This window comes from Marinicauda salina (assembly GCF_003122085.1).
In the GTDB taxonomy this organism is placed as follows: domain Bacteria; phylum Pseudomonadota; class Alphaproteobacteria; order Caulobacterales; family Maricaulaceae; genus Maricicauda_A; species Maricicauda_A salina.
Window position 1 is genome coordinate 240,437 of the sequence record NZ_QEXV01000004.1, and the last position, 19,123, is coordinate 259,559.

Genomic DNA, 19,123 nt, shown 5'->3' on the forward strand with positions numbered 1-19,123 from the left:
GCGTCCTCAGAGATCCCAGTTGCCGATATCGGCGTTGTCGCCTTCGCCGCCGGGCCGGCCGTCGGCGCCGAGGGAGTAGAGGTCGTAGCGGCCCTGCTCGCCGGGGAAGAGATACTGGTACTCGCGCCCCCACGGGTCCTCGGGCAGGCGTTCGATGAATCCTTCCTCGGCGTAGCGCGCCGAGATCCGGTCCTCTTCGGGCGGCGCCACCAGCGCCTCGAGCCCCTCGTCGGTCGTCGGGAAGCGCCCGTAGGTCGCGTAGAAGGTCGTCAGCGAGCTCTCCAGCGTGGCGAGATCTGCGCGCACCTTGTCCTCGCGCGCCGTGCCGAGCAGCGGCAGGACATTGATCACCACCACCGTCGAGAGCAGTCCGATGATGGCGATGACGACCATCATCTCCGTCAGCGTGAAGCCCGCCTCGGCGGCGCGCCTGCGGGCGAGTGATCTGCAAACGCTCATGGCTTGAGCTCCTCCAGGTGAACGGCCGGGCTATCCGCCCATGGCCAGCGTGTTGAGACGCAGGATCGGCAGCAGGATCGACAGCACGATCAGCGCGACGATCCCGCCCATGAAGACGATGACGCCCGGCTCGAGCAGGTTGAGACCGACGCCCACCGCGCTGTCGACCTCGGCCTCGAGGTGATCGGCGGCGCGCGCGAACATCGCGTCGACGCGGCCCGAGCGCTCGCCGGAGGCGACCATGTACACCACCAGCGGCGGAAACCAGCCCGTCGCGCGCAGCGAGTCCGACAGGCCCGCGCCCTGCTCGACCTGGTCGATGACGCGGGCGATCCGGTCCTGGAAGGGCGCGTTGGCGCTGGCGCGCCGCGCCGCGCGCAGGGCGTCGGGCAGCACCGCGCCGGCGGCCACCAGGATCGACATGGTCCGCGCGAAGCGCGCGCTCTCGACCTTGCGGATGAAGCCGCCGAGCCAGGGCAGGGAGAGCAGCGTCGAGTCGATCCGGCGCTTCACGCCGGGCCGCCGGCCGAGCGCCGACAGTCCGAACACGCCGACAAGCACTGCGAGCGCGATCCAGATCCACCCGGCCTGAAGGAATTCCGACAGCCCGATCATGGCCCGGGTGATCAGCGGCAGCGTCACGTCGAGGGTGGAGAACTGCTCGGCGATGCGCGGCACGATGAAGACCATCAGCACGCCGACGACGAGCAGCGCGACGACCCCCAGAACGGAGGGATAGATCATCGCCACGGAGATGCGCCGCGACAGCGCGCGGGACTTCTCCAGATACTCGGCCAGCCGCTCGAGCACCTCCGACAGACCGCCCGCGCTTTCGCCGGCGGCGACCATGGCGCGGTAGACCGCCGGGAAGCTGTCGGGATGGGCGGCCATCGCCTCGGACAGGCGCTCGCCCTCGGTGACGCGCCCGCGCACCGCCATCAGCACGCGCCGGGCCGGGACGCGTTCGGCCTGGTCGGCGATCAGGCCGACGGCCTCCTCGACCGGCATGCCGGCGCCAACCAGCGTGGCGAGCTGGCGCGTGACGCTCATCAGGTCGGCGGCGTTGAGGCCGGCGGGCCGGAAAAGCCGGGGCAGGGCGAGGCCGGTGAGCGCCGGGCGCCGGTCGGCGCGATGCAGCTTGAGCGGCGCCATGCGCCGGCGGCGCAGTTCGCGCCGGGCGGCGAGCTCGCTGTCGGCCGAGAGCAGCCCCTTGGCGCGCTTGCCGGCGGAATCGAGCGCCTCGTACTCAAACGCCGGCATTGCGCTCTCCGTCCTCGCGGCAGACGCGCAGCACCTCGGCGAGGCTCGTCTCGCCGGCGAGCGCCAGCTTCATCCCGGCCTCGTACAGCGTGTCGCGGTCCTGGAAGGCGTGGCGGGCGAGATCTGTCTCGCGCGCGTCGTCGTGGATCAGCGTGCGCATCGCCTCGTCGATCATGACGACCTCGTAGACGCCTCGGCGACCGGCGTAGCCGAGCTGCTTGCAATGCTCGCAGCCGACCGGGCGATAAAGCGTGACCGGCTCGTCGGGGCCGACTCCGAGCAGGCCGCGCTCGGCCTCGTCGGGCGCGACCGCCTCCTTGCAGTGATCGCACAGCCGGCGAACGAGGCGCTGGGCGACGATGGCCGACAGCGTCGAGGCCAGCAAATAGCTCTCCAGCCCCATGTCGCGCAGGCGCGCGATCGCGGCGACGGCCGAGTTCGTGTGCACCGTCGACAGAACGAGGTGGCCCGTGAGCGAGGCCTGCACGGCGATCTCGGCGGTCTCGACGTCGCGGATCTCGCCGACCATCACCACGTCCGGGTCCTGGCGCAGGATGGCGCGTAGACCGGCGGCGAAGGTCATGCCGACCTTGGAATTGACCTGGGTCTGGCCGACGCCGGGCACGGCGTATTCTACGGGATCCTCGACGGTGAGGATGTTGCGGGTCTGGTCGTTGAGCAGGTTGAGCCCGGCGTAGAGCGTGGTCGTCTTGCCCGCCCCGGTCGGGCCGGTGACGAGCACGATGCCGTTGGGCTGAGCGAGCGCGCGCCTGAAATCGGCGAGCGCGTCGGGCGCCATGCCGAGCTCGTCGAGGCTGAACTGGGCGCTCTCCTTGTCGAGCAGGCGCAGCACGACCCGCTCGCCGTAGCGCGAGGGCAGGGTGGAGACGCGCACGTCGATCGCCTTGCCGCCGAGCGAGAGCGACAGCCGGCCGTCCTGGGGAATGCGCTTTTCCGCGATGTCGAGGCGGGCCATGACCTTGATGCGGCTGACAAGCGGCGAGGCGACGCGCGGCGACAGCGAGACGGTCTCCTGCAGCACGCCGTCGACGCGGAAGCGGACCGAGACGCGCTCCTCGAAGGGCTCGACATGGATGTCGGACGCCGACAGGCGGACGGCCTCGGCGATCAGCCCGTTGATGAGGCGGATGATCGGCGCGTCCGATGCGCTGTCGAGCAGGTCCTCGGTCCTGGGAATTTCATCGATCAGCCGCGACAGGCTTTCGGAGGCGGCCGGGTCGTCCTCGTCCTCGAGCGCGGCGTCGATGCCGTCGAAGGAGTAAAGCTCCGACAGCGCGCGGTCATAGGCCTTCGCGTCGCACGCCTCGACGGGATGGGCCGCGCCGGCGGCGCGGCGCGCCTCGACCAGCGCCAGCGGGTCGGCGCCTTCGCGCATCAGGAAGACCGGCGCGTCGCCGGGGCGCACGACGACGCCGCGCTCCTTGGCGAACCCGTAGGCGATGGGCGTGCGCTCACTCATCCGCAGCCTCGTCGGCGCGATCGGGAAGCGCCCGGTCGAACGGCGCCTCGCCGTCCATCATCATATCGACGATGTCCTCGAGGCTCGAGCTGCGCCCGCGGGTCGCCGCCCGCTGCGCCGCCGTCATCGACGTGTAGTTCTGGCGGGTCACCTCGCGCATGTCCTCGGCCGAGCGGATGATCTGCGGGCGGATGAACACCATCAGGTTGCGCCGCTGCTCGCTCTGGCTCTCGTTGCGGAACAGCCGGCCCACGCCGGGGATGTCGCCGAGCACGGGCACGGAATCGTCGCTGAACTGCTGATCGTTCTCGATCAGGCCGCCGAGCACGATGATCTCGCCGTCGTCGGCGAGCACCGTGGTCTGGATCTCGCGCTGGTTGGTGATCAGCTCCTGGAAGCTGGCGCTGACCGGTCCGGCGATCGAGGAGACCTCCTGGCGGATCGTCAGGCGGATCGTGTCGCCCTCGTTGATCTGGGGCGTCACGTCGAGCTGGACCCCGACCTCCTGGCGCTCGATCGTGCGGAACGGGTTGGTGTTGTTCGATCCGAGCGCCTCGCCGGTCGTGATCGGGATCTGCTGGCCGACGAGGATCGAGGCCTCCTCGTTGTCGAGCACCGTCACCGACGGCTTCGAGAGCACGTTGGAGTCGGTGTCCGTCTCGAGCGCGTTGAGGATGAGGCCGAACAGCGTGCCGTCGTCCGACTGGCCGCCGACGCCGAGCACGCCGCCGCGGCTGCCGAGCAGCGAGGCGATCGCGACCTGGCGCAGCGAGATCGAGCCGGTCGCGCCCTCATCGTCCTCGTCGACCTCGGCGAGGGCGCCGGTGAGCGCGAGCAGGTCGACATTATTGCCGCCGAAGCGGGAGTAGGAGAACGGCACCGCGTCGTCGCCGTCGCCGGCGACGAGGTACTGGACGCCGAGCTCGCGGGCGGCGGTGTCGGAGATCTCCACGATGATCGCCTCGATCATCACCTGCGGCCGGCGGATGTCGAGCCGGCCGATGACGAGATCGAGCTCGCGCAGCGTGTCCGGGTCGCCGTTGACGATGATCGCGTTGGTCGCGCGGTGGAAGGCGATCGACGTGCGCGGGTCGGACGAGTCTCCGCCCTGGCCGGGATCGATGAGCTGGGCGAACTGTTCGAGGATCGGCAGCAGCTGGGCGCCGTCGGCGTGGTTGAGATAGATCACGCGGAAGGTCTGGCTCGAGCGGCTGACCGCATCGACCCGGCGCGCCAGCGAGATCATTTCCGCGACTTCGTCGGCGTCGCCGCGCAGCAGGATCGAGTTCGACGCCGGCACCGCGGCGATGGTCACGCCGTAGCGGCTGGAGTCCTCGCCGGCGATCGTGCTTGCGCGCATGCGCTCGAGGATGCGGCTCATCTCCTCGGCGGAGACGTTCTCCAGCGCGACCATCTCGACGACCGACGTGTCGCGGTCCATCGCGCGCAGCACGTCTTCGATCGCGTCGACGTTCGAGCTGTAATCGACGATCACGACGAGATTGCCCGTATCCGAGGCGTTCACCGCGCCCGAGGGGCTGACGAGCGGCCCGACCGAGCGGATCGCCTCGCGCGCGCCGATATTCCCCAGCCGGACGACCGAGGTGAGGAAGACGTCGTCCCCGCGCTCGCCCCGGCTCGGGGCGCCGGTGCGCGCGCCTTCCTGCTCGGGCACGATCTGGAACACGCCCGGCGCCGTGCGGACGGCGGCGAAGCCGTGCGTGCGCAGCGTCGACAGGAAAACCTGGAACACCTCGGCCTCGCTCAATGCGCTCTGCGAGGTGATCGTGACCGTGCCGCGGACCTCCGGATCCACGATGAAGGTATAGCCGGTCACGATGGACACGTCGTCGATGAAGGCCTGGATGTCGGCGTTGCGGAAATTCAGCGTGTGGCCGGTCTCGGTTTCGGCCTGGACGAGCGCGGCGCGGGCCGGCGAAGCCGTCGGGCCGAAGACCGTCGATGCGACGAGGAGCAGCAGCGCGCCGCCCGTCCGGGCGAGAAGTTGGATCGTCATCTCAAGCGTACCTCGATTGTCTGGCTCTCGCCGTCGCGCAGGACGGTGAAGCGCGCCTCGGAGGCCTCGGCGAGCTCCTCCAGAACCTCCAGGGTGTTGACCGAGCCCGCAAGGGCGCGGCCATTGACGGACGTGATGATGTCGCCGGTTCGGAGCCCGGTCGCGTCCAGCAGGGCCGGATCGCTCTCGGCGAGGATGCGGTAGCCGCGCGCGTCGGCGGTTTCCTCGACCGGGGCCAGGCGCAAGCCGCGGACCCAGTCCTCCTCGCTCAGCCCGCCCGCCGCGCGCGGTCCCGGCGCACGGGATTCCGCCTCTGCGGCTGGCGGCTCGGCGCCGGGCTGCAGGAAGGATGTGCTGCGGGCCGATTGCTCGCGCAGGAACAGGCTCTCGCGATTGCCGCGCCGATTGATGATGACGCGGTCGGCGTAGACGGCCTCGAGCGTGACGTTCGGCGCGATCTCGCCGCCGATCGCCACGGTGCGCTGGCCCTCCTGCGGGGTCTGGACGACCGCCGCGCCGGATTGCGGGGTCGGGCCGCGGCGCACGCCCCGAAGCGTGAGATCGAGCTGGGTCTCGGGCGCGGACTCCACCGGGTCGACCTCCGCTTCGAACGCGGCCGACGCGAACAGGCGGCCCTCGGCCAGGATCGTCAGGTCGGTCGGCGCCTCGTCGGTCGCCAGGCGCGCGGAGGGCGCGACCATGTCGGCCGATAGGCGGTCGATCTCCCCGCCATAGATCCCGAACCAGACGGCGCGGGCCAGCAGCATGGCGATGACCGCGACCAGGGCGAGCTCGACCGCGCCACGGGCCAGCGCCGTGAAACGGCGCGGCGCTCCGCGGCGGTTTTGTGTCCGCCCCGTGTCAGCGGCGATGCGCGCCGTCGCCTGCTCGTCTCTCCTCAGCGCCTTCAGTTTCGCCTCCAGGCGTTCCGGACGCACGGAGCGGGCCCCCCGGAGGAGGGCCCGCCCGCGCAGTCCTGGCTTCGACTGTCGGGGACCGGTCAGAAGGTCCGCGACAGGTTGATCGAGAACGTCGTCCCGATCTCGTAGGAATCGACCTCGATCGAGCTGTTCCCGGCCGACTGCGTGGCGACGTAATCCTCGCCTAGCAAGTTGCGGACCGCAAAGCGAACGTTTGCGATCTCGCGGCCGCGGAACTCGAGCTCGCGGCTATGCACGAAATCGAGCATGACCGGCGGCTCCTCGACCACCTCGGGCAGACCGACGGCGAGGTTCTGCAGCGCCCGCGTCCGCTCGCCGGTGAAGTTCACCAGGAACGCGGTCCGGCGACCGGCGGCGGGTTCCTCCCAGCCGATTTGCAGGTTGGCGAGGTGCTCGGACTGACCCTGGAGCGTCTGGCCGTCCGCGATGAAGCCCGAGGCCGGCGCCGTTGCGGCGACGGCTTCGCCGCCCGCCGGCTCGGACAGGATCACCGTGTCGCCGTCGCCCGCCGCCATCGAGGAGTCGGTGAAGGTGTAGTTGGCCTTCACGAACACCTCGGCGTCGTCCCAGAACGCCGCCTCGAAGCGGTCGGAGAAGTCGAAACGCTTCTCGAACTCGACCTCGAAGCCCGTCAGCTCGGCCGACGGCGCGTTCAGGAACGAGGTCGCCAGCGTTTCGCCTTCACGCAGGATGTACTCCACGACCGGCGATTCCAGCTCCTTGTAGAAGAGACCGGCGGTGAAGAACTGGTCCCGACCGAAATACCATTCGAAGCGGGCGTCGAAATTGGTGATTTCGGTGTTGGTCAGGAACGGGTTGCCGCGGAAGCGCTCGTCGGTCTCGGTGTTGAAGAAGGTCGTCGGACCGAGTTCGCGGAATTGCGGCCGGGCGATCGTCTCCGAGTAGCCGAGGCGAAGCTGCATGTTCTCGGCGAACGTCCAGGTGAGCGTCACGGCCGGAAGCGCATAGTCCTCCGAGATGAAGCCCTCGTTGTCGCCGAAATCGGACGCGTCGAGGATCGGCAGGTTGTAGGTGTCCACAGTCTGCTCGCCGTCCTCGAAGCGCACGCCGGCGGCGGCCCGAAGGAACGGCGTCAGCGCGACGTCGGTCGAGATGTAGCCGGCCTCGACCTCGAGATCGCCCCGATAGGCTTCCGGGCTCAGCGAGCCGCCCACCTCGGTCAGCCGGAAGCGGCTGTCGAGAATGTTCTGGTCGGCGAAGATGTAATCGATCCGGCTGCCGCGCAGATCGGCCGGGATGGAGCCGAAGAAGCGGAATTCCCGCGCGAACGCGACGCGCTCCTTGTCCATCCGGTTGTAGCCGGCGCTCCATTCCCAATCCATGCCGCCGAGCGTGACGGGCAGCGTGACGTCGAAGCCGATGTCGTCGGTGACGTCGTCGACGCGGCTGAAGGTGATGGTGTTGCCGTCGCCGGAATTGCGGAGCAGGAAGTCGCCCGCGTAGCGGGAGTCGCCAAGCAGCTCGAAATTGTCGCCGATGGCGGATTCGTCGCCGTCGAACTCGTAGAAGGCGCGACGCTGGTTCGGGGCGTAGCGCGAGGCGTCGGACGTCGCCGCCCGCCACTCGACGTTCAGGCCCTCGCCCAGGTCGAACGTGTGATCGCCCGACAGCTGGTAGGTGTAGACCTGACGCTCGAACCAGGCGTTGGCGTCGTTGCGCACCAGCGAGTCCAGGTCGTCGTCCCGGCCGAGCAGGCTCGACGTCTCCTTTTCGGTCGAGCGCAGGACCAGGGCGAGCGCCTGGACCTCGTGCTCGCCGAACTCGACGCCGAGATTGAACATGCCGTTGGTCTCGACGGTGTTCGCCGTCGAGGTGCGGGCGAACTGGGACCTCGGCGTGAGGCCGCCGGACGAGACGCGCGCCTTGCCGCGACGGCCGATTTCCGTCTGCCACGAATTGTCGTAGCCGACCGCGGCGAGGACGCCGACCGAGAAGTTGTCGAAGTCGAACCGGTCGCCGGCGCTCAACGAGAAGCCCGCGTCGCCCGGGATCTGTTCCTCGAACTGAACCCAGAGCCGCGAGTTCTCCAGATTGCGGCCGATCTCGGCGAGTTCGACCGGGTCCTGCTCGGAGGGGCCGATATTCTCGGTCAGAAGGATGTCCGCGAACTGTGCGGGCCAGTCGCGGGTGCCGTCCTCGAAGCCGGTCCAGTCGTCGTCGCCGCCGTCATACGTGAGGCCTTCGTCGAAGCTCGTGATGGTGTCGGCCGCGAAACTGACGCCGACTTCGAGAAAGCGCTCTTCAGGCAGCGCCGAAGTTTCGATCTCGACGAGACCGCCGCCGAACTCGCCGGGGAAGCGCGGCGAGTAGGTCTTCTGGACGAGCGTGTTGCTGATCAGGCTGGTCGGAAACAGGTCCAGGGGGACGGCCCGGCGGAGCGGCTCCGGGCTCGCCAGGGGCGAGCCGTTGATCAGCGTGTTCGAGTAGCGCTCGTTGAGGCCGCGCACGACGACATAGCGCCCCTCGGAGACCGACAGGCCCGTGACGCGTCCCAGCGCCGAGGCGATGTCGGAGTCGCCGGTGGTGACGATGTCGTCGATGGAGAGGAAGCTCGAGACTTCCGACGTCGCCCGCTTGTCGTCGGGAACGTACTGGTAGCGCACGACGATGACGTCGTCGGTCTGGGTCGGTGCGGACGCCGACGGATCGGCCTCCTGCGCCCAGGCGGCGCTGGCGGGGACCAGGACGGTCGATGCCAGCAGGGCCGCCGAGAGCGCGATGCGGTGATGGTTCATTGGTATCCCCAATCGCTTTGCTTCGCTGACGCGAGAGCGGGGACCCGGCCGGAGACCGGCCGGGCCCGGCGCGCCCTTACTGCTGCTGGAGCGTCCAGCCCTGGAACCAGTCGTCGTTCGCGTCCTCGACGGCGCCGATGTAGTCGACGCTGTCGAAGAACGGATCGATCGTGGACGGATCGATCACCGTCACGCCCGCCTCGGGGCCGGCCGCATCCGGCACGACGCCCTTGGCGTTGTTGTTCGACATGTCGGTGATGAACGAGAAGCCGGCCAGCGAGGTCGTGCCCGTGGTGTTGTTGGCCTCCCCGCTGAAGAAGGCGGCTTCGTCGAACTGGCTGCTGTCGCCGTCGGCGACGTCGTCGTCGGTGTTGAAGTTCTCCGGGTTGTCGAAGAACACCGAGCGGACCTGCAGCTCGTCATTGTTGGCGTGGGTGAAAGTCAGGTCGTTGTCGACATCGGCGCCGGCGTCGTTGAAGTCGACGACGATGCCGTTGATCAGATCGCCCTTCGTGCCCTCGCGCAGCAGCATGCCCAGGTCGGAGGCCGACGAGGCCCGCTGACCGATCAGCGTGAAGTTCGAGATCGTCGGGTTCGAGAACGGCTCCGCGGAGTTGTCGTCGCCGTTGCTGTCGAACTCGAAGCCCTGGTCGGCGTCGTCGGCGGCGTGCTGGACGATCACGTACTGCACGTTGCCGGTCCAGCCGTCGGTGTAGTCGAGGCTGTCGTCGGCGTTGCCGGTCAGCACGATGTGCTTGGCGTTGACCGTGCCGCCGAAGAACTCGACGCCGTCATCCTGGTTGTTGTGGACCTGGATGAAGTCGACCTCGGTGCCCGTGCCCACGCCCTGGAAGGCGATGCCGTTGAGCTCGTCCTCGTTGTTCACGCGGAAGCCGGCGTACTGGACGCGGGTGTAGTTGATAGCGCCCGAGTCGTCGTCGGCCGTGGCGCCGCCGAACAGGCCCGACGAGCCCTCGCCGGACTTCTCGCAATCCACGGAGCCGCCGGTCGCGGTGCCGTCGATGCAGGCGTTGATCGGCGCGCGACCGTTGATGACAAGGCCGCCCCACTCGCCGCGCGACGTGTTCGGATCGGCCTGCGTGCCTTCCACGTCGGCGCGCGAGGTCATGATCACCGGCTGGTTGGCCGTGCCGTTGGAGAAGATCTGCGAACCGCGGGCGACGACGAGATAGTCGCTGCCGGCGGAGCCGAACAACGTGGCGCCCGGCTCGATGGTCAGGCTGGCCTCGATGCCCGAGGGCTCCGGGTTCGCCGGATCGGCGCCGCGATCGACCCCGACGAAGACCGGGCCGATGATCTCGTAGAGATTGCCGCCGGTGAGCGTCAGGTCGGAGGTGATGTTGCCCTCGATCTGGCAGACGCGCTGGCCGCCGATCGTGTCGGCCGCCTCGGTCGTGCCCGCCGGGCAGCCCGGATCCGGGAACAGGCCGAAGGTCCAGCCCGCCGCCCAGTTGGAGCTCACCGTCTCGCTCGGCGAGAAGGCGCCGATATAGTCGGCCGCGGAGAAGCCGGCGTCGACCGTGGTCGGGTCGATCGCGGTGACGGCCTGCTCGTTCGGGCCGGGGAAGAACTGGCCGGCCAGCGAGTTCGCGCCGGTCGTGTTGTTGGCGCCGGCGTTGAAGAAGGCGGCCTCGTCGAAGCCGTCGTCGTCGTCTTCGAAGTTGGCGTTGCAGTCGAAGAAGGTCGAGCGGATCGTGAGGTCCGAGCCGGCGAGGCCGTGCGTCTCGGGCTGGTCGACGTCGAGGCAGGCGTCGTTGAAGTCGACGACGACGCCGTTGACGAGGTCGCCGGCCGTGCCTTCGCGCAGCAGCATGCCGAAGTCCGACGACGAGGAGTCGCGCTGGCCGACCAGCGTGAAGTTGGAGATGCGCGGGTTCGAACGCGGCAGCGCGGTGTTGTCGTCGCCGTTATTGTCGAACTCGAAACCCTGGTCGCCGTCGTCGGGCAGCTGGCGGACGAGCACGAACTGGGCCGAGCCGACCCAGCCGTCGGTGTAGTCCATGGAGTCGTCGGCGATGCCGGTGAGCACGATGTTGCGCAGGTCGACCGTGCCGCCGAACATCTCGATGCCGTCATCCTGGTTGTTGTGAACCTGGATGAACTCGGCGGTCGTGTCCGAGCCGACGCCCTGGAAGGCGATGCCGTTGAGCTCGTCCTCGTTGTTCACGCGGAAGCCCGCGTACTTGACCTGGACGTAGCGCAGCGTGCCGGAATTGTCGTCGGCCGTACCGCCGCCGAACAGGCCCGAGGAGCCTTCGCCCGACTTCTGGCAGTCCTCCGTGCCGCCGGTCGCCGTGCCGTCAATGCAGGCGTTGATCGGCGCGCGGCCGTTGATCACCAGGCCGCCCCACTCGCCGCGGGCGGTGTCAGAGCCCGTGCGCGGGGCGCCGAGACGCTGCTCGACGAGATCGAGGGCCGAGGTCATGACGATCGGGTCGGTCGACGTGCCTTCCGCGTCGATCGAGGAGCCGCGCGTGATCACGATGTAGTCGCCGCCGGATTCACCGACGAGTGTCGCGCCTTCCTCGATGGTCAGCGTCGGACCGCCGGGCGCGCCCGCCGTGGTCGTTCCGGAGGTCGAGGCCGTCGAGGCGCCGTCGTCCTGGCCGACGAAGACCGGGCCGGAGATGAAGAAGGTCTCGCCGGCCGGGATGGTGACGTTCTGGGTCAGCGTGCCGGTGACGCGGCAGGCCGTGACGTCGGCGTCGCCGCCGCTATAGCTGACCGTCGTGGTCTGCGAGGCCGTGCCGGTCGGGCAGCCGCCCGCGGGAATGAGGTTGAGCGACTGCGTGCCGCCGCCGCCGCCGCCCTGGGAGGGCGGGGGAACCTGGTTCTCCTCGCCGGGCGAGCTGATCGACGCGTCGGAACACGCCGCGATGACGGCGCAGGACGCGCCGAGGAGCAGGTGCTTGGTGATGGACTTGGTTGGCATCTCGATCCCCCGAAAGCCGTGGTGGCGTGCGAATGGGCGTGTCCCCTCAGGGCCGGCCGCCGCATGCGGACCGCCCGAGGTTCGCGGGGAACGAACACGAAGTTTGCAACAGGCTGATCGCACTTCGGTGACAGAGCGGTGACAGGCGCCGCGCGCGTCCGGGCGATCGTTCGGCGAGGGCCGCGGCGAGACGCTTAACGCTTTGTAAATCGCCGCCTGCGGGGCCGCCGCCGCCAGCGTGGCGCAATTGCAACGTGGGCGATTCCAAAATCGCCGGCCGCGCATCCGGGGGCGTCTCCGCGCCGGGCGTCGGCCGCCGCGACGGTCGCGCCAGCCTCGGTCGGGCGGCGAATCGGGGGGGAGTCGCGGTCCGCGCGTACGTGGTCGCCGCCCGGCGCGCGATCCGGTGCGGCGCGTCCGGCCTGGGCGCTGTAGCAAAACGTTCACCGGGCTGTCACAGCCGCGCAAGGAAGACCGCCTAACTCCTCGTCTCGAGGCCCGCGACCCGCGCGCGCTCCGCGGGCCGTCCGGCCGGGCCGCGCCCGGCGGCGCGCAAGGGAGGAGGTGGGCGTGAGTTTCATCCGCAAGTATGCGCAGCGCTACAACCTGCCCACGCGCGCGGGCGCGGACGGCGGCGCGCGCAAGAGCTTCCGCCGGAAGATCCTCGACGCCGCGGACCGGCAGCTCGCCCAGCTCGACCGCCTCCGGACGGCGGCGGACCTCGACTACAACCCGGCGGGCGGCAGCCGGCGCTGGTGGTGGTCGGCGCGGGCGGCGGACGGCCGCCGCACGATCAAGATCTACGTGCAGGGCGCGCTGCTCGAGGGCGATGCGACGGGCGTCGTCGTGGACGACAGCGTCGAGGCCGTCCGCGCGGAGGTCGAACGCATCCGCCGCTTCATCGAGAGCACGAGCGACGCCGACTGGGAAGACGAGGAGCGGCGCCGGCGCGAGGCGCGCGAGCGCTGGAAGCAGCGCGACCGGGAGCGCAGCCTCGAGCGGCGCAAGTCGTCCAGGCGGTAGCGGGCTAAGCGCCGCCGCGGCGGTCCCGTGCGGCCCGCGCGGGCCTTCGTCGATCGGCTGGGGAAAGCTCCGATCGCGCGTCTCAGGCTAAGCGCCTGAAAGTGATGGCTCCCCGGGCCGGACTCGAACCAGCGACCCAGCGGTTAACAGGTGATGGGTCGCGGAACAAAGAGGGATAATCTGAAACGCGATGATACGCTAACTATCAGAAAAATATGTTTTTAGCTTTTCAGGCTGGGTCAGCGCGGTGCATGATGTGTCGGATTCTTGGACCCCACGTGGACCCCAGAGAGGTCTGGAGAGCCAATGACCGACCCATCGCGAACCTGCCTCCCGCGCAACTCCAAGCAGATCGACGCCCTGAGAGTGGAGCGGCGAACCGAGTTTCGGAGCGATGTGGTTCCTGGGCTCATTCTCCGCGTCGGCGAGACCGGCCATAAGAGCTGGAGCTTCAGCTATCGCCGGCCGGGCACCGGCAAGCGCACCAAGGTGTCGCTGGGCCGTTATCCGGAACTCGGGTTGAAGGACGCCGAGAAGAGAGCGCGAGAGCTGAGGACCAAGGTCGATCAGGGCATTGACCCCAAGGCGCATGAACTCGCTGACCACACGGTTCGAACCGTGCGCGATCTCGCGGATCGATACCTCGAGCAGCATGCGATGCCGAACAAGCGATCCTGGCGGGCCGATCAACGGATCATCGGGAAAGACATTCTTCCAGTGATCGGGGACTTCGTCGCTGACACGCTCACTCAAGCCGACATCAATGCGGTGCTCGATCGCGTGGAGCGCCGCGGGGCGAAGATCCAGACGAACAAGGTCTACGAGCTGCTCCGCGGCATGCTCCGTTGGGGCGTCTCACGCGCCTATATCCAGAACAATCCGACGAGGGAGATGAAGCGCAGGCACCGACCGGAACCCGGCGATAGAGCCCTTGAGCCGGATGAAATCGTTCGTCTTTGGAAGGGCCTGGACGACACCGGTCTTTCAACAGCCATGATATGCGCGCTCCGGCTGGCCCTGGTGACGGGACAGCGGATCGGCGAGGTCTGCGGAGCCGAGCGAACAGAGTTGAACCTCGCTCGAGGCTACTGGGAGATTCCGGCTGCTCGATCGAAGAATGGACGCGCCACTCGCGTGCCGTTGTCAGATCTCGCCAAACAGCTGTTCGAAGAGGCCGCGCTTCACCACGCGGGCAAGGAATTTCTGTTTGCGTCCCGTCCGAGAGCCCGTCTCGGTATTGAGAAGCCTCGTGAGCAGGCGCTCAAGGCGCATTCGGCCGCCAAAGCGATCAATCGTAAGCGTCGACATCTGGGCTTCGAAGACCGACCCTTCACGCCGCATGACTTCCGCCGGACGATGGCGACGCATCTGCAAAGAAATGGCGTCCGTGAAGAAGTCGTCGCGCGGCTTCTCAATCACATCAGCGAAACCGAAAAGACCGTCACCCGTAGGGTCTATATGCGCCACGACTATGAGGAAGAACGCCGTGACGCGATGGACCTCTGGGGGCGGATGATCGAGAAGTGGCTATCGGGAGATGGAGCCGACGTCGTTACGCCGTTCCCTGCGAGCGGGAAGACCGCGCCTTCCGATGAGACGGCGTGAGGTCTCATGAGATGGCCAGCCGCGACGCCAGGCGTGCAGGGGAATGGCGGTTCGGAGATGAGATTTCTCCGCCCGAGGACGCAGACGGTGAAGAGCGCGAGCTATGGGAGCGCGCCGGAGCCGGGGATCTCCATCATCCGAGGCGCATCCTCGCCCTCATTCTGGAGGAGATAGAAGCCTCCGATTGGGGCGAGCCCGCCAAGGCCAGCATGCGTGAAGAGGTCTCCGGGATCCTTGAGCTGCTCGACCGGCTTCCGGAGCCGCCTCCCGGCGTCGCCTGGGAAGAGTGCCGCGCGGGCCGCGCCTACCTCCTCGCCTACCGGTTCTTCAGCCTCGGCCGCGAGTACGCCGCTGCGCACGGGGAATTCGGCGAGAATGGCGCGCGGATATACCGCGAGAAGCATTCCGAGCCCCTGCGAAGGTACGGCGCCGAGGCCCGTAAGGCTGCGGCGAGGTTGAGAAATGTTGAGGTTGAAGACTTCATTGATAGGCAGATCGGGGCAGGGGAACTCTACAAGAACGCGGTGCGGGATGCGGCCGCGAAGTTCAATCTCAGCGAAAAGCGGGTGAGGTCGATCGCCCCGAAGAAAGATTTCTCAGACCACTCCAGATGAGAAACGCCATCGGCTCCCATGAAGCTCCATAGACCGGCGTGAGACACGCCGGCGAGCGAAGAAGGAGCAATGCCGATGTTCACCGACGTCACGAACGCGATGTCGATCAACCAGGCCGCCGCCTATGCCGGCTTGAGCCGATCGACGATCTATCGCCTTATGCAGCGCGGAGAGCTTCAAACCCTGAAGATCGGTTCTCGGCGTTTGGTGCGGAAGGCGGATGTCGACGCGCTGCTCGAGAGAGCGGTCGATCGCTCGAAGTGAGCGTCCGGGGCGAAAAATGTTCGCTTTTGTTCACATTGCAGCACGGATTCATGGGAGATTGCGCCTAGTAGGCGGATCGGGAGTTTAAGCACTCCGAGCCCGAGCTGCTGGATTCACGATGCCCGGGACTGAACGGTCCACGGCGAGGCTATCTCAGAGACGCACGAAGGGGCATCAGGGAAGTTCGCCTATTCAACCCGACCTCGGCTGCCGCGATCCTCATTGGCGGGCCGAGGGAGGGAAAGCAGATCGCATTGAACTGGGTTGGCTCCCTTCAATCAGGCGATCATCAGCTCGGCCGCTTCGAGGCACGCGCGTGGTTTGCGCGGATCGCTCGGAAGCGGGAAAACCCACAAGGTCGACGGCGCCGGGTTGTGCTTCCGCCAATCGCTCAGGAGCCGGGCCGCTTCCGCGTCCAGATATCGGATGAGATCGGCCCGCGGCCTTCATCCCGCCGTAGCGGTTCCTGATTTCATCAAGGAAAGCGCTCGATGCCGCCGAAAGCCTAGATATTGAGAGGTTCGAGCGACGGTTCCGGAGATGAGGTGAAGAGCGAGGGTGCGGCTCGCCTCGCTCTCCAGCGCCGGCGCGTTCGCAGATTGCTCCACAGCTATTTCGCATCCCCGGCGTGCTCGAGCCGATCGAGGGCGCCCACGCCTATTGTCGATCTCTGCGAACCGACCCTAAGGTCGCAACATATTCGGCGCATGGGGTGGGAATTTGAACAACCCGTTTTTTGAAGAGCCGATCCTGAACTCGCCGTACGAGTATCCGGGTCGGCATTGGGCGTTGGATCTGCAAGGTCAGCCCACCGGCGAGGTCGTCGACCGCCGGCGGCGGGCGGAGTTCATCACGCCGGTGCCCCAGGCGAAGGCGCAGCGGGACGACCCGGCGCAGGCTCAGCTCGGGCTTCGCAGCGGCGACGTGGATCTGGGCGGGACGCTCGATCCGTACCCGATCATCAACGACATCCGCGCCATGGTGGACCGGTGGCGCAGCATCCCGAATCCGGCCGACTGGGGCGTCACGCCGACCACAGAACGCCTCCTGCGCCACTGGCGATCCCACGAGTTCCAGGGCCTCCGCCCGTTCTTCTGCCAGGTCGAGGCGGTTGAGACCGCGATCTGGCTCGCCGAGGTCGCGCCCAATATGGGCAAGCGCACCGAGCACATCCTGGAGCATCTGAACGCGGCCAACGCCGAGGCCAACCCGGAGCTGTTCCGCATCGCGCTCAAGCTGGCGACCGGCGCGGGCAAGACCACCGTGATGGCGATGCTGATCGCGTGGCAGGCGCTCAACAAGGCGCGTCGGCCGAACGCGCAGAAATTCACCAAGGGCTTCCTGATCGTCGCTCCGGGCATCACGATCCGGGACCGCCTCCAGGTGCTGCAGCCGAACGATCCGAACAGCTACTACGCCTCGCGCGAGCTTGTGCCGGCCGACATGCTCGAAGAGCTGCAGCAGGCCCGCATCGTCATTACGAATTATCACGCGTTCCGGCTGCGCGAGACGATGGAGCTCTCGAAGGTCGGCCGCTCCTTCATGAAGGGTCACGGCGAGGAGCCCGCCACGACCGAGACCGAGGGCGCGATGGTCGCCCGCGTGGCCAAGCCGCTCATGGGCATGCGCAACATCATCGTCATCAATGACGAGGCGCACCACTGCTATCGCGAGCGCCCGGAGACGGAGGAGGAGAAGGCGCTCAAGGGCGCGGAGAAGGCCGAGGCCGAGGAGAACAGCAAGGCCGCGCGCCTGTGGATCAACGGCATCGAGGCGGTCAAGCGCAAGCTCGGCGTCCGGGCCGTCTACGATCTTTCCGCCACGCCGTTCTTCCTCAGCGGATCAGGCTATCCCGAAGGCACGCTGTTTCCCTGGACGGTCAGCGACTTCTCGCTGATGGACGCGATCGAGTGCGGGATCGTGAAGCTTCCCCGCATCCCGATCTCGGACAACACGATCGACCGGGCCGATATGCCCAAGTTCCGCGATCTTTGGAGGCATATCGGCACGGAGCTGCCCAAGGGGAAGCGGGCCAGCGGCAAGTTCCACGATCCGCTCGGCATTCCGCCGATGCTGGAGACGGCGCTGAAGGCGCTCTACGGCCATTACGAAGACGAGTTCGAACGCTGGAAGAACGCGGATATCGAGGTGCCGCCCGTCTTCATCGTGGTGTGCGCCAACACCGCGACCTCGAAGATGGTCCATGACTACATCTCCGGCTTCCGCTCGCCGGAGGGTCAGTTCCACAACGGCCGGCTGGAGAAGTTCCGCAACTTCGACAACAACGGCGAGCCGCTGGAGCGGCCGCGCACGCTGCTGATCGACTCCAGCCAGCTTGAGTCGGGCGAAGGCCTCTCCGACGATTTCAAGAAGGTCGCCGAGGGCGAAATCGAGCGCTTCAAGTATGAGCTGCGTCAGCGCGGCAAGCTTCAGGAGGCCGAAAACCTCACCGACGCGGACATCCTGCGCGAGGTGATGAACACCGTCGGCAAGAAGGGTGCGCTCGGCGAGTCCATCCGCTGCGTCGTCTCGGTCTCGATGCTCACCGAGGGCTGGGACTGCAACACGGTCACCCACGTCCTCGGCGTGCGCGCCTTCGGCACGCAGCTGCTGTGCGAGCAGGTGATCGGTCGCGCCCTGCGCCGGCAGTCCTACGCGCTCAACGAGGAGGGCCGGTTCGATCCGGAATACGCCGACGTGCTCGGCATCCCGTTCGACTTCGCCGCCGAGCCGGTGCGCCCGAAGCCGACCAAGCCGCGCGAGACCGTCCATGTCCACGCGGTCAGCCCGGAACGCGACCACCTCGCGATCACCTTCCCGCGCGTCGAGGGCTATCGCAACGAGCTGCCGCCCGAGCGGCTGGAGGCGCGCTTCAACGCGGATTCCTCGATGGTCCTGACGCCGGACATGACGGGCCCGACGACGACCGAGACCGGCGGCATCATCGGCGAACGCAACGAGCTCAGCATCGATGACGCCGCGCAGGTGCGCAAAAGCGAGCTCATCTACAATCTCACCGCCCGCCTCATCTACAACAAGTTCCGTGACGCCGGCGGCGAGCCGAAGATGCATCTGTTCGGCCCGCTCAAGCGCATCGTCCGGCGCTGGCTCGACGACGGCTATCTGGTCTGCAAGGGCGGCACGGTCCCTGGCCAGCTGCTCTACGCCTATCTCGCCGACATGGCGGCCGAGCGCATCGCGGATGCGGTCGCGCCGGCGGACGGCGGAGAGCCGGTCCGCAAGGCGGTGCTCGACCCCTACAAGCCGACCGGCTCCACGATGGACGTGAACTTCACCACGTCGAAGACCCATCGCTGGAAGCCCGAGGCGAACAAGTGCCATCTCAACTGGATCATCCTCGACAGCGACTGGGAGGCGGAGTTCTGCCGCATCGCCGAGGCCCATCCGCGCGTGCTCAGCTATGTGAAGAACCACGCGCTCGGCTTCGAGGCGCCCTACCTCATGGGCGGCCAGAAGCGCTGGTATCGCCCCGACTTCCTGCTGCACGTCGACGACGGAAACGGCCCGGACGACCCGCTCAAGCTGATCGTCGAGATCTCCGGCTACCCCAAGGGCGACAAGGCCGAGAAGGCGCGCACCATGCGCGAATCCTGGGTGAAGGGCGTGAACAACGCCAAGACGTTCGGGCGCTGGGACTTCGTGGAATTCACCGAGGCCTACGAGATGGAGGCCGCCTTCAAGCGGCTCATCGAAGACCGCCTGAACGCCCAGCCCGCATGATCCAGTTTGT

General features: G+C 67.7%; 12 protein-coding genes. 5 read left to right on the top strand and 7 right to left on the bottom strand.

The window, feature by feature from the left end:
- Nucleotides 1–6: 6 nt before the first annotated feature.
- The 7 genes from gspG to DDZ18_RS10505 all read right to left on the bottom strand — a co-directional run bounded on the left by gspG (nt 7) and on the right by DDZ18_RS10505 (nt 11,866).
- Entirely contained in the window at nt 7–459 is a 453-nt protein-coding gene (gene gspG / locus DDZ18_RS10475; protein WP_109253339.1) for a type II secretion system major pseudopilin GspG, read from the bottom strand.
- A 30-nt stretch (nt 460–489) separates the two neighbouring features.
- On the bottom strand, nt 490–1,719 hold the full coding sequence (gene gspF / locus DDZ18_RS10480) for a type II secretion system inner membrane protein GspF (protein WP_109253340.1): 1,230 nt from the start codon (nt 1,717–1,719) through the stop codon (nt 490–492).
- Nucleotides 1,706–3,199 (bottom strand): type II secretion system ATPase GspE, encoded by a 1,494-nt coding sequence (gspE, locus tag DDZ18_RS10485; RefSeq protein ID WP_109253341.1) that lies wholly within the window; start codon nt 3,197–3,199, stop codon nt 1,706–1,708. Before gspE ends, gspF begins: the two co-directional genes overlap by 14 nt.
- On the bottom strand, nt 3,192–5,216 hold the full coding sequence (gspD, locus tag DDZ18_RS10490) for a type II secretion system secretin GspD (protein WP_109253342.1): 2,025 nt from the start codon (nt 5,214–5,216) through the stop codon (nt 3,192–3,194). The genes gspE and gspD overlap by 8 nt, the downstream gene beginning before the upstream one ends.
- The gene (locus DDZ18_RS10495) at nt 5,213–6,154 is read right to left on the bottom strand and encodes a type II secretion system protein N (RefSeq protein WP_109253343.1); all 942 of its coding nucleotides are present in this window, start codon (nt 6,152–6,154) and stop codon (nt 5,213–5,215) included. The genes gspD and DDZ18_RS10495 overlap by 4 nt, the downstream gene beginning before the upstream one ends.
- 62 nt (nt 6,155–6,216) lie before the next feature.
- Complete coding sequence (locus DDZ18_RS10500; protein ID WP_109253344.1) at nt 6,217–8,913, bottom strand: TonB-dependent receptor domain-containing protein; 2,697 nt, start codon at nt 8,911–8,913, stop codon at nt 6,217–6,219.
- 76 nt (nt 8,914–8,989) lie between these two features.
- Nucleotides 8,990–11,866 (bottom strand): hypothetical protein, encoded by a 2,877-nt coding sequence (locus DDZ18_RS10505; RefSeq protein WP_109253345.1) that lies wholly within the window; start codon nt 11,864–11,866, stop codon nt 8,990–8,992.
- 570 nt (nt 11,867–12,436) lie between these two features.
- On the opposite strand from DDZ18_RS10505, the gene DDZ18_RS10510 reads away from it, so the two are divergent.
- From DDZ18_RS10510 to DDZ18_RS10530, 5 genes are all read left to right on the top strand, one after another.
- Nucleotides 12,437–12,889 (top strand): hypothetical protein, encoded by a 453-nt coding sequence (locus DDZ18_RS10510; RefSeq protein WP_109253346.1) that lies wholly within the window; start codon nt 12,437–12,439, stop codon nt 12,887–12,889.
- Between the two features lie 306 nt (nt 12,890–13,195).
- A complete protein-coding gene (locus tag DDZ18_RS10515) occupies nt 13,196–14,494 on the top strand; it encodes a tyrosine-type recombinase/integrase (RefSeq protein ID WP_109253347.1) in 1,299 nt (432 codons plus the stop codon).
- A gap of 11 nt (nt 14,495–14,505) precedes the next feature.
- Nucleotides 14,506–15,108: a hypothetical protein gene (locus DDZ18_RS10520; RefSeq protein ID WP_109253348.1), complete on the top strand. Its 603-nt coding sequence runs from the start codon at nt 14,506–14,508 to the stop codon at nt 15,106–15,108.
- Between the two features lie 75 nt (nt 15,109–15,183).
- A complete protein-coding gene (locus tag DDZ18_RS10525) occupies nt 15,184–15,372 on the top strand; it encodes a helix-turn-helix domain-containing protein (protein WP_233245805.1) in 189 nt (62 codons plus the stop codon).
- Between the two features lie 720 nt (nt 15,373–16,092).
- Nucleotides 16,093–19,113 (top strand): BPTD_3080 family restriction endonuclease, encoded by a 3,021-nt coding sequence (locus tag DDZ18_RS10530; RefSeq protein WP_109253350.1) that lies wholly within the window; start codon nt 16,093–16,095, stop codon nt 19,111–19,113.
- The last annotated feature ends 10 nt before the right edge of the window (nt 19,114–19,123 follow it).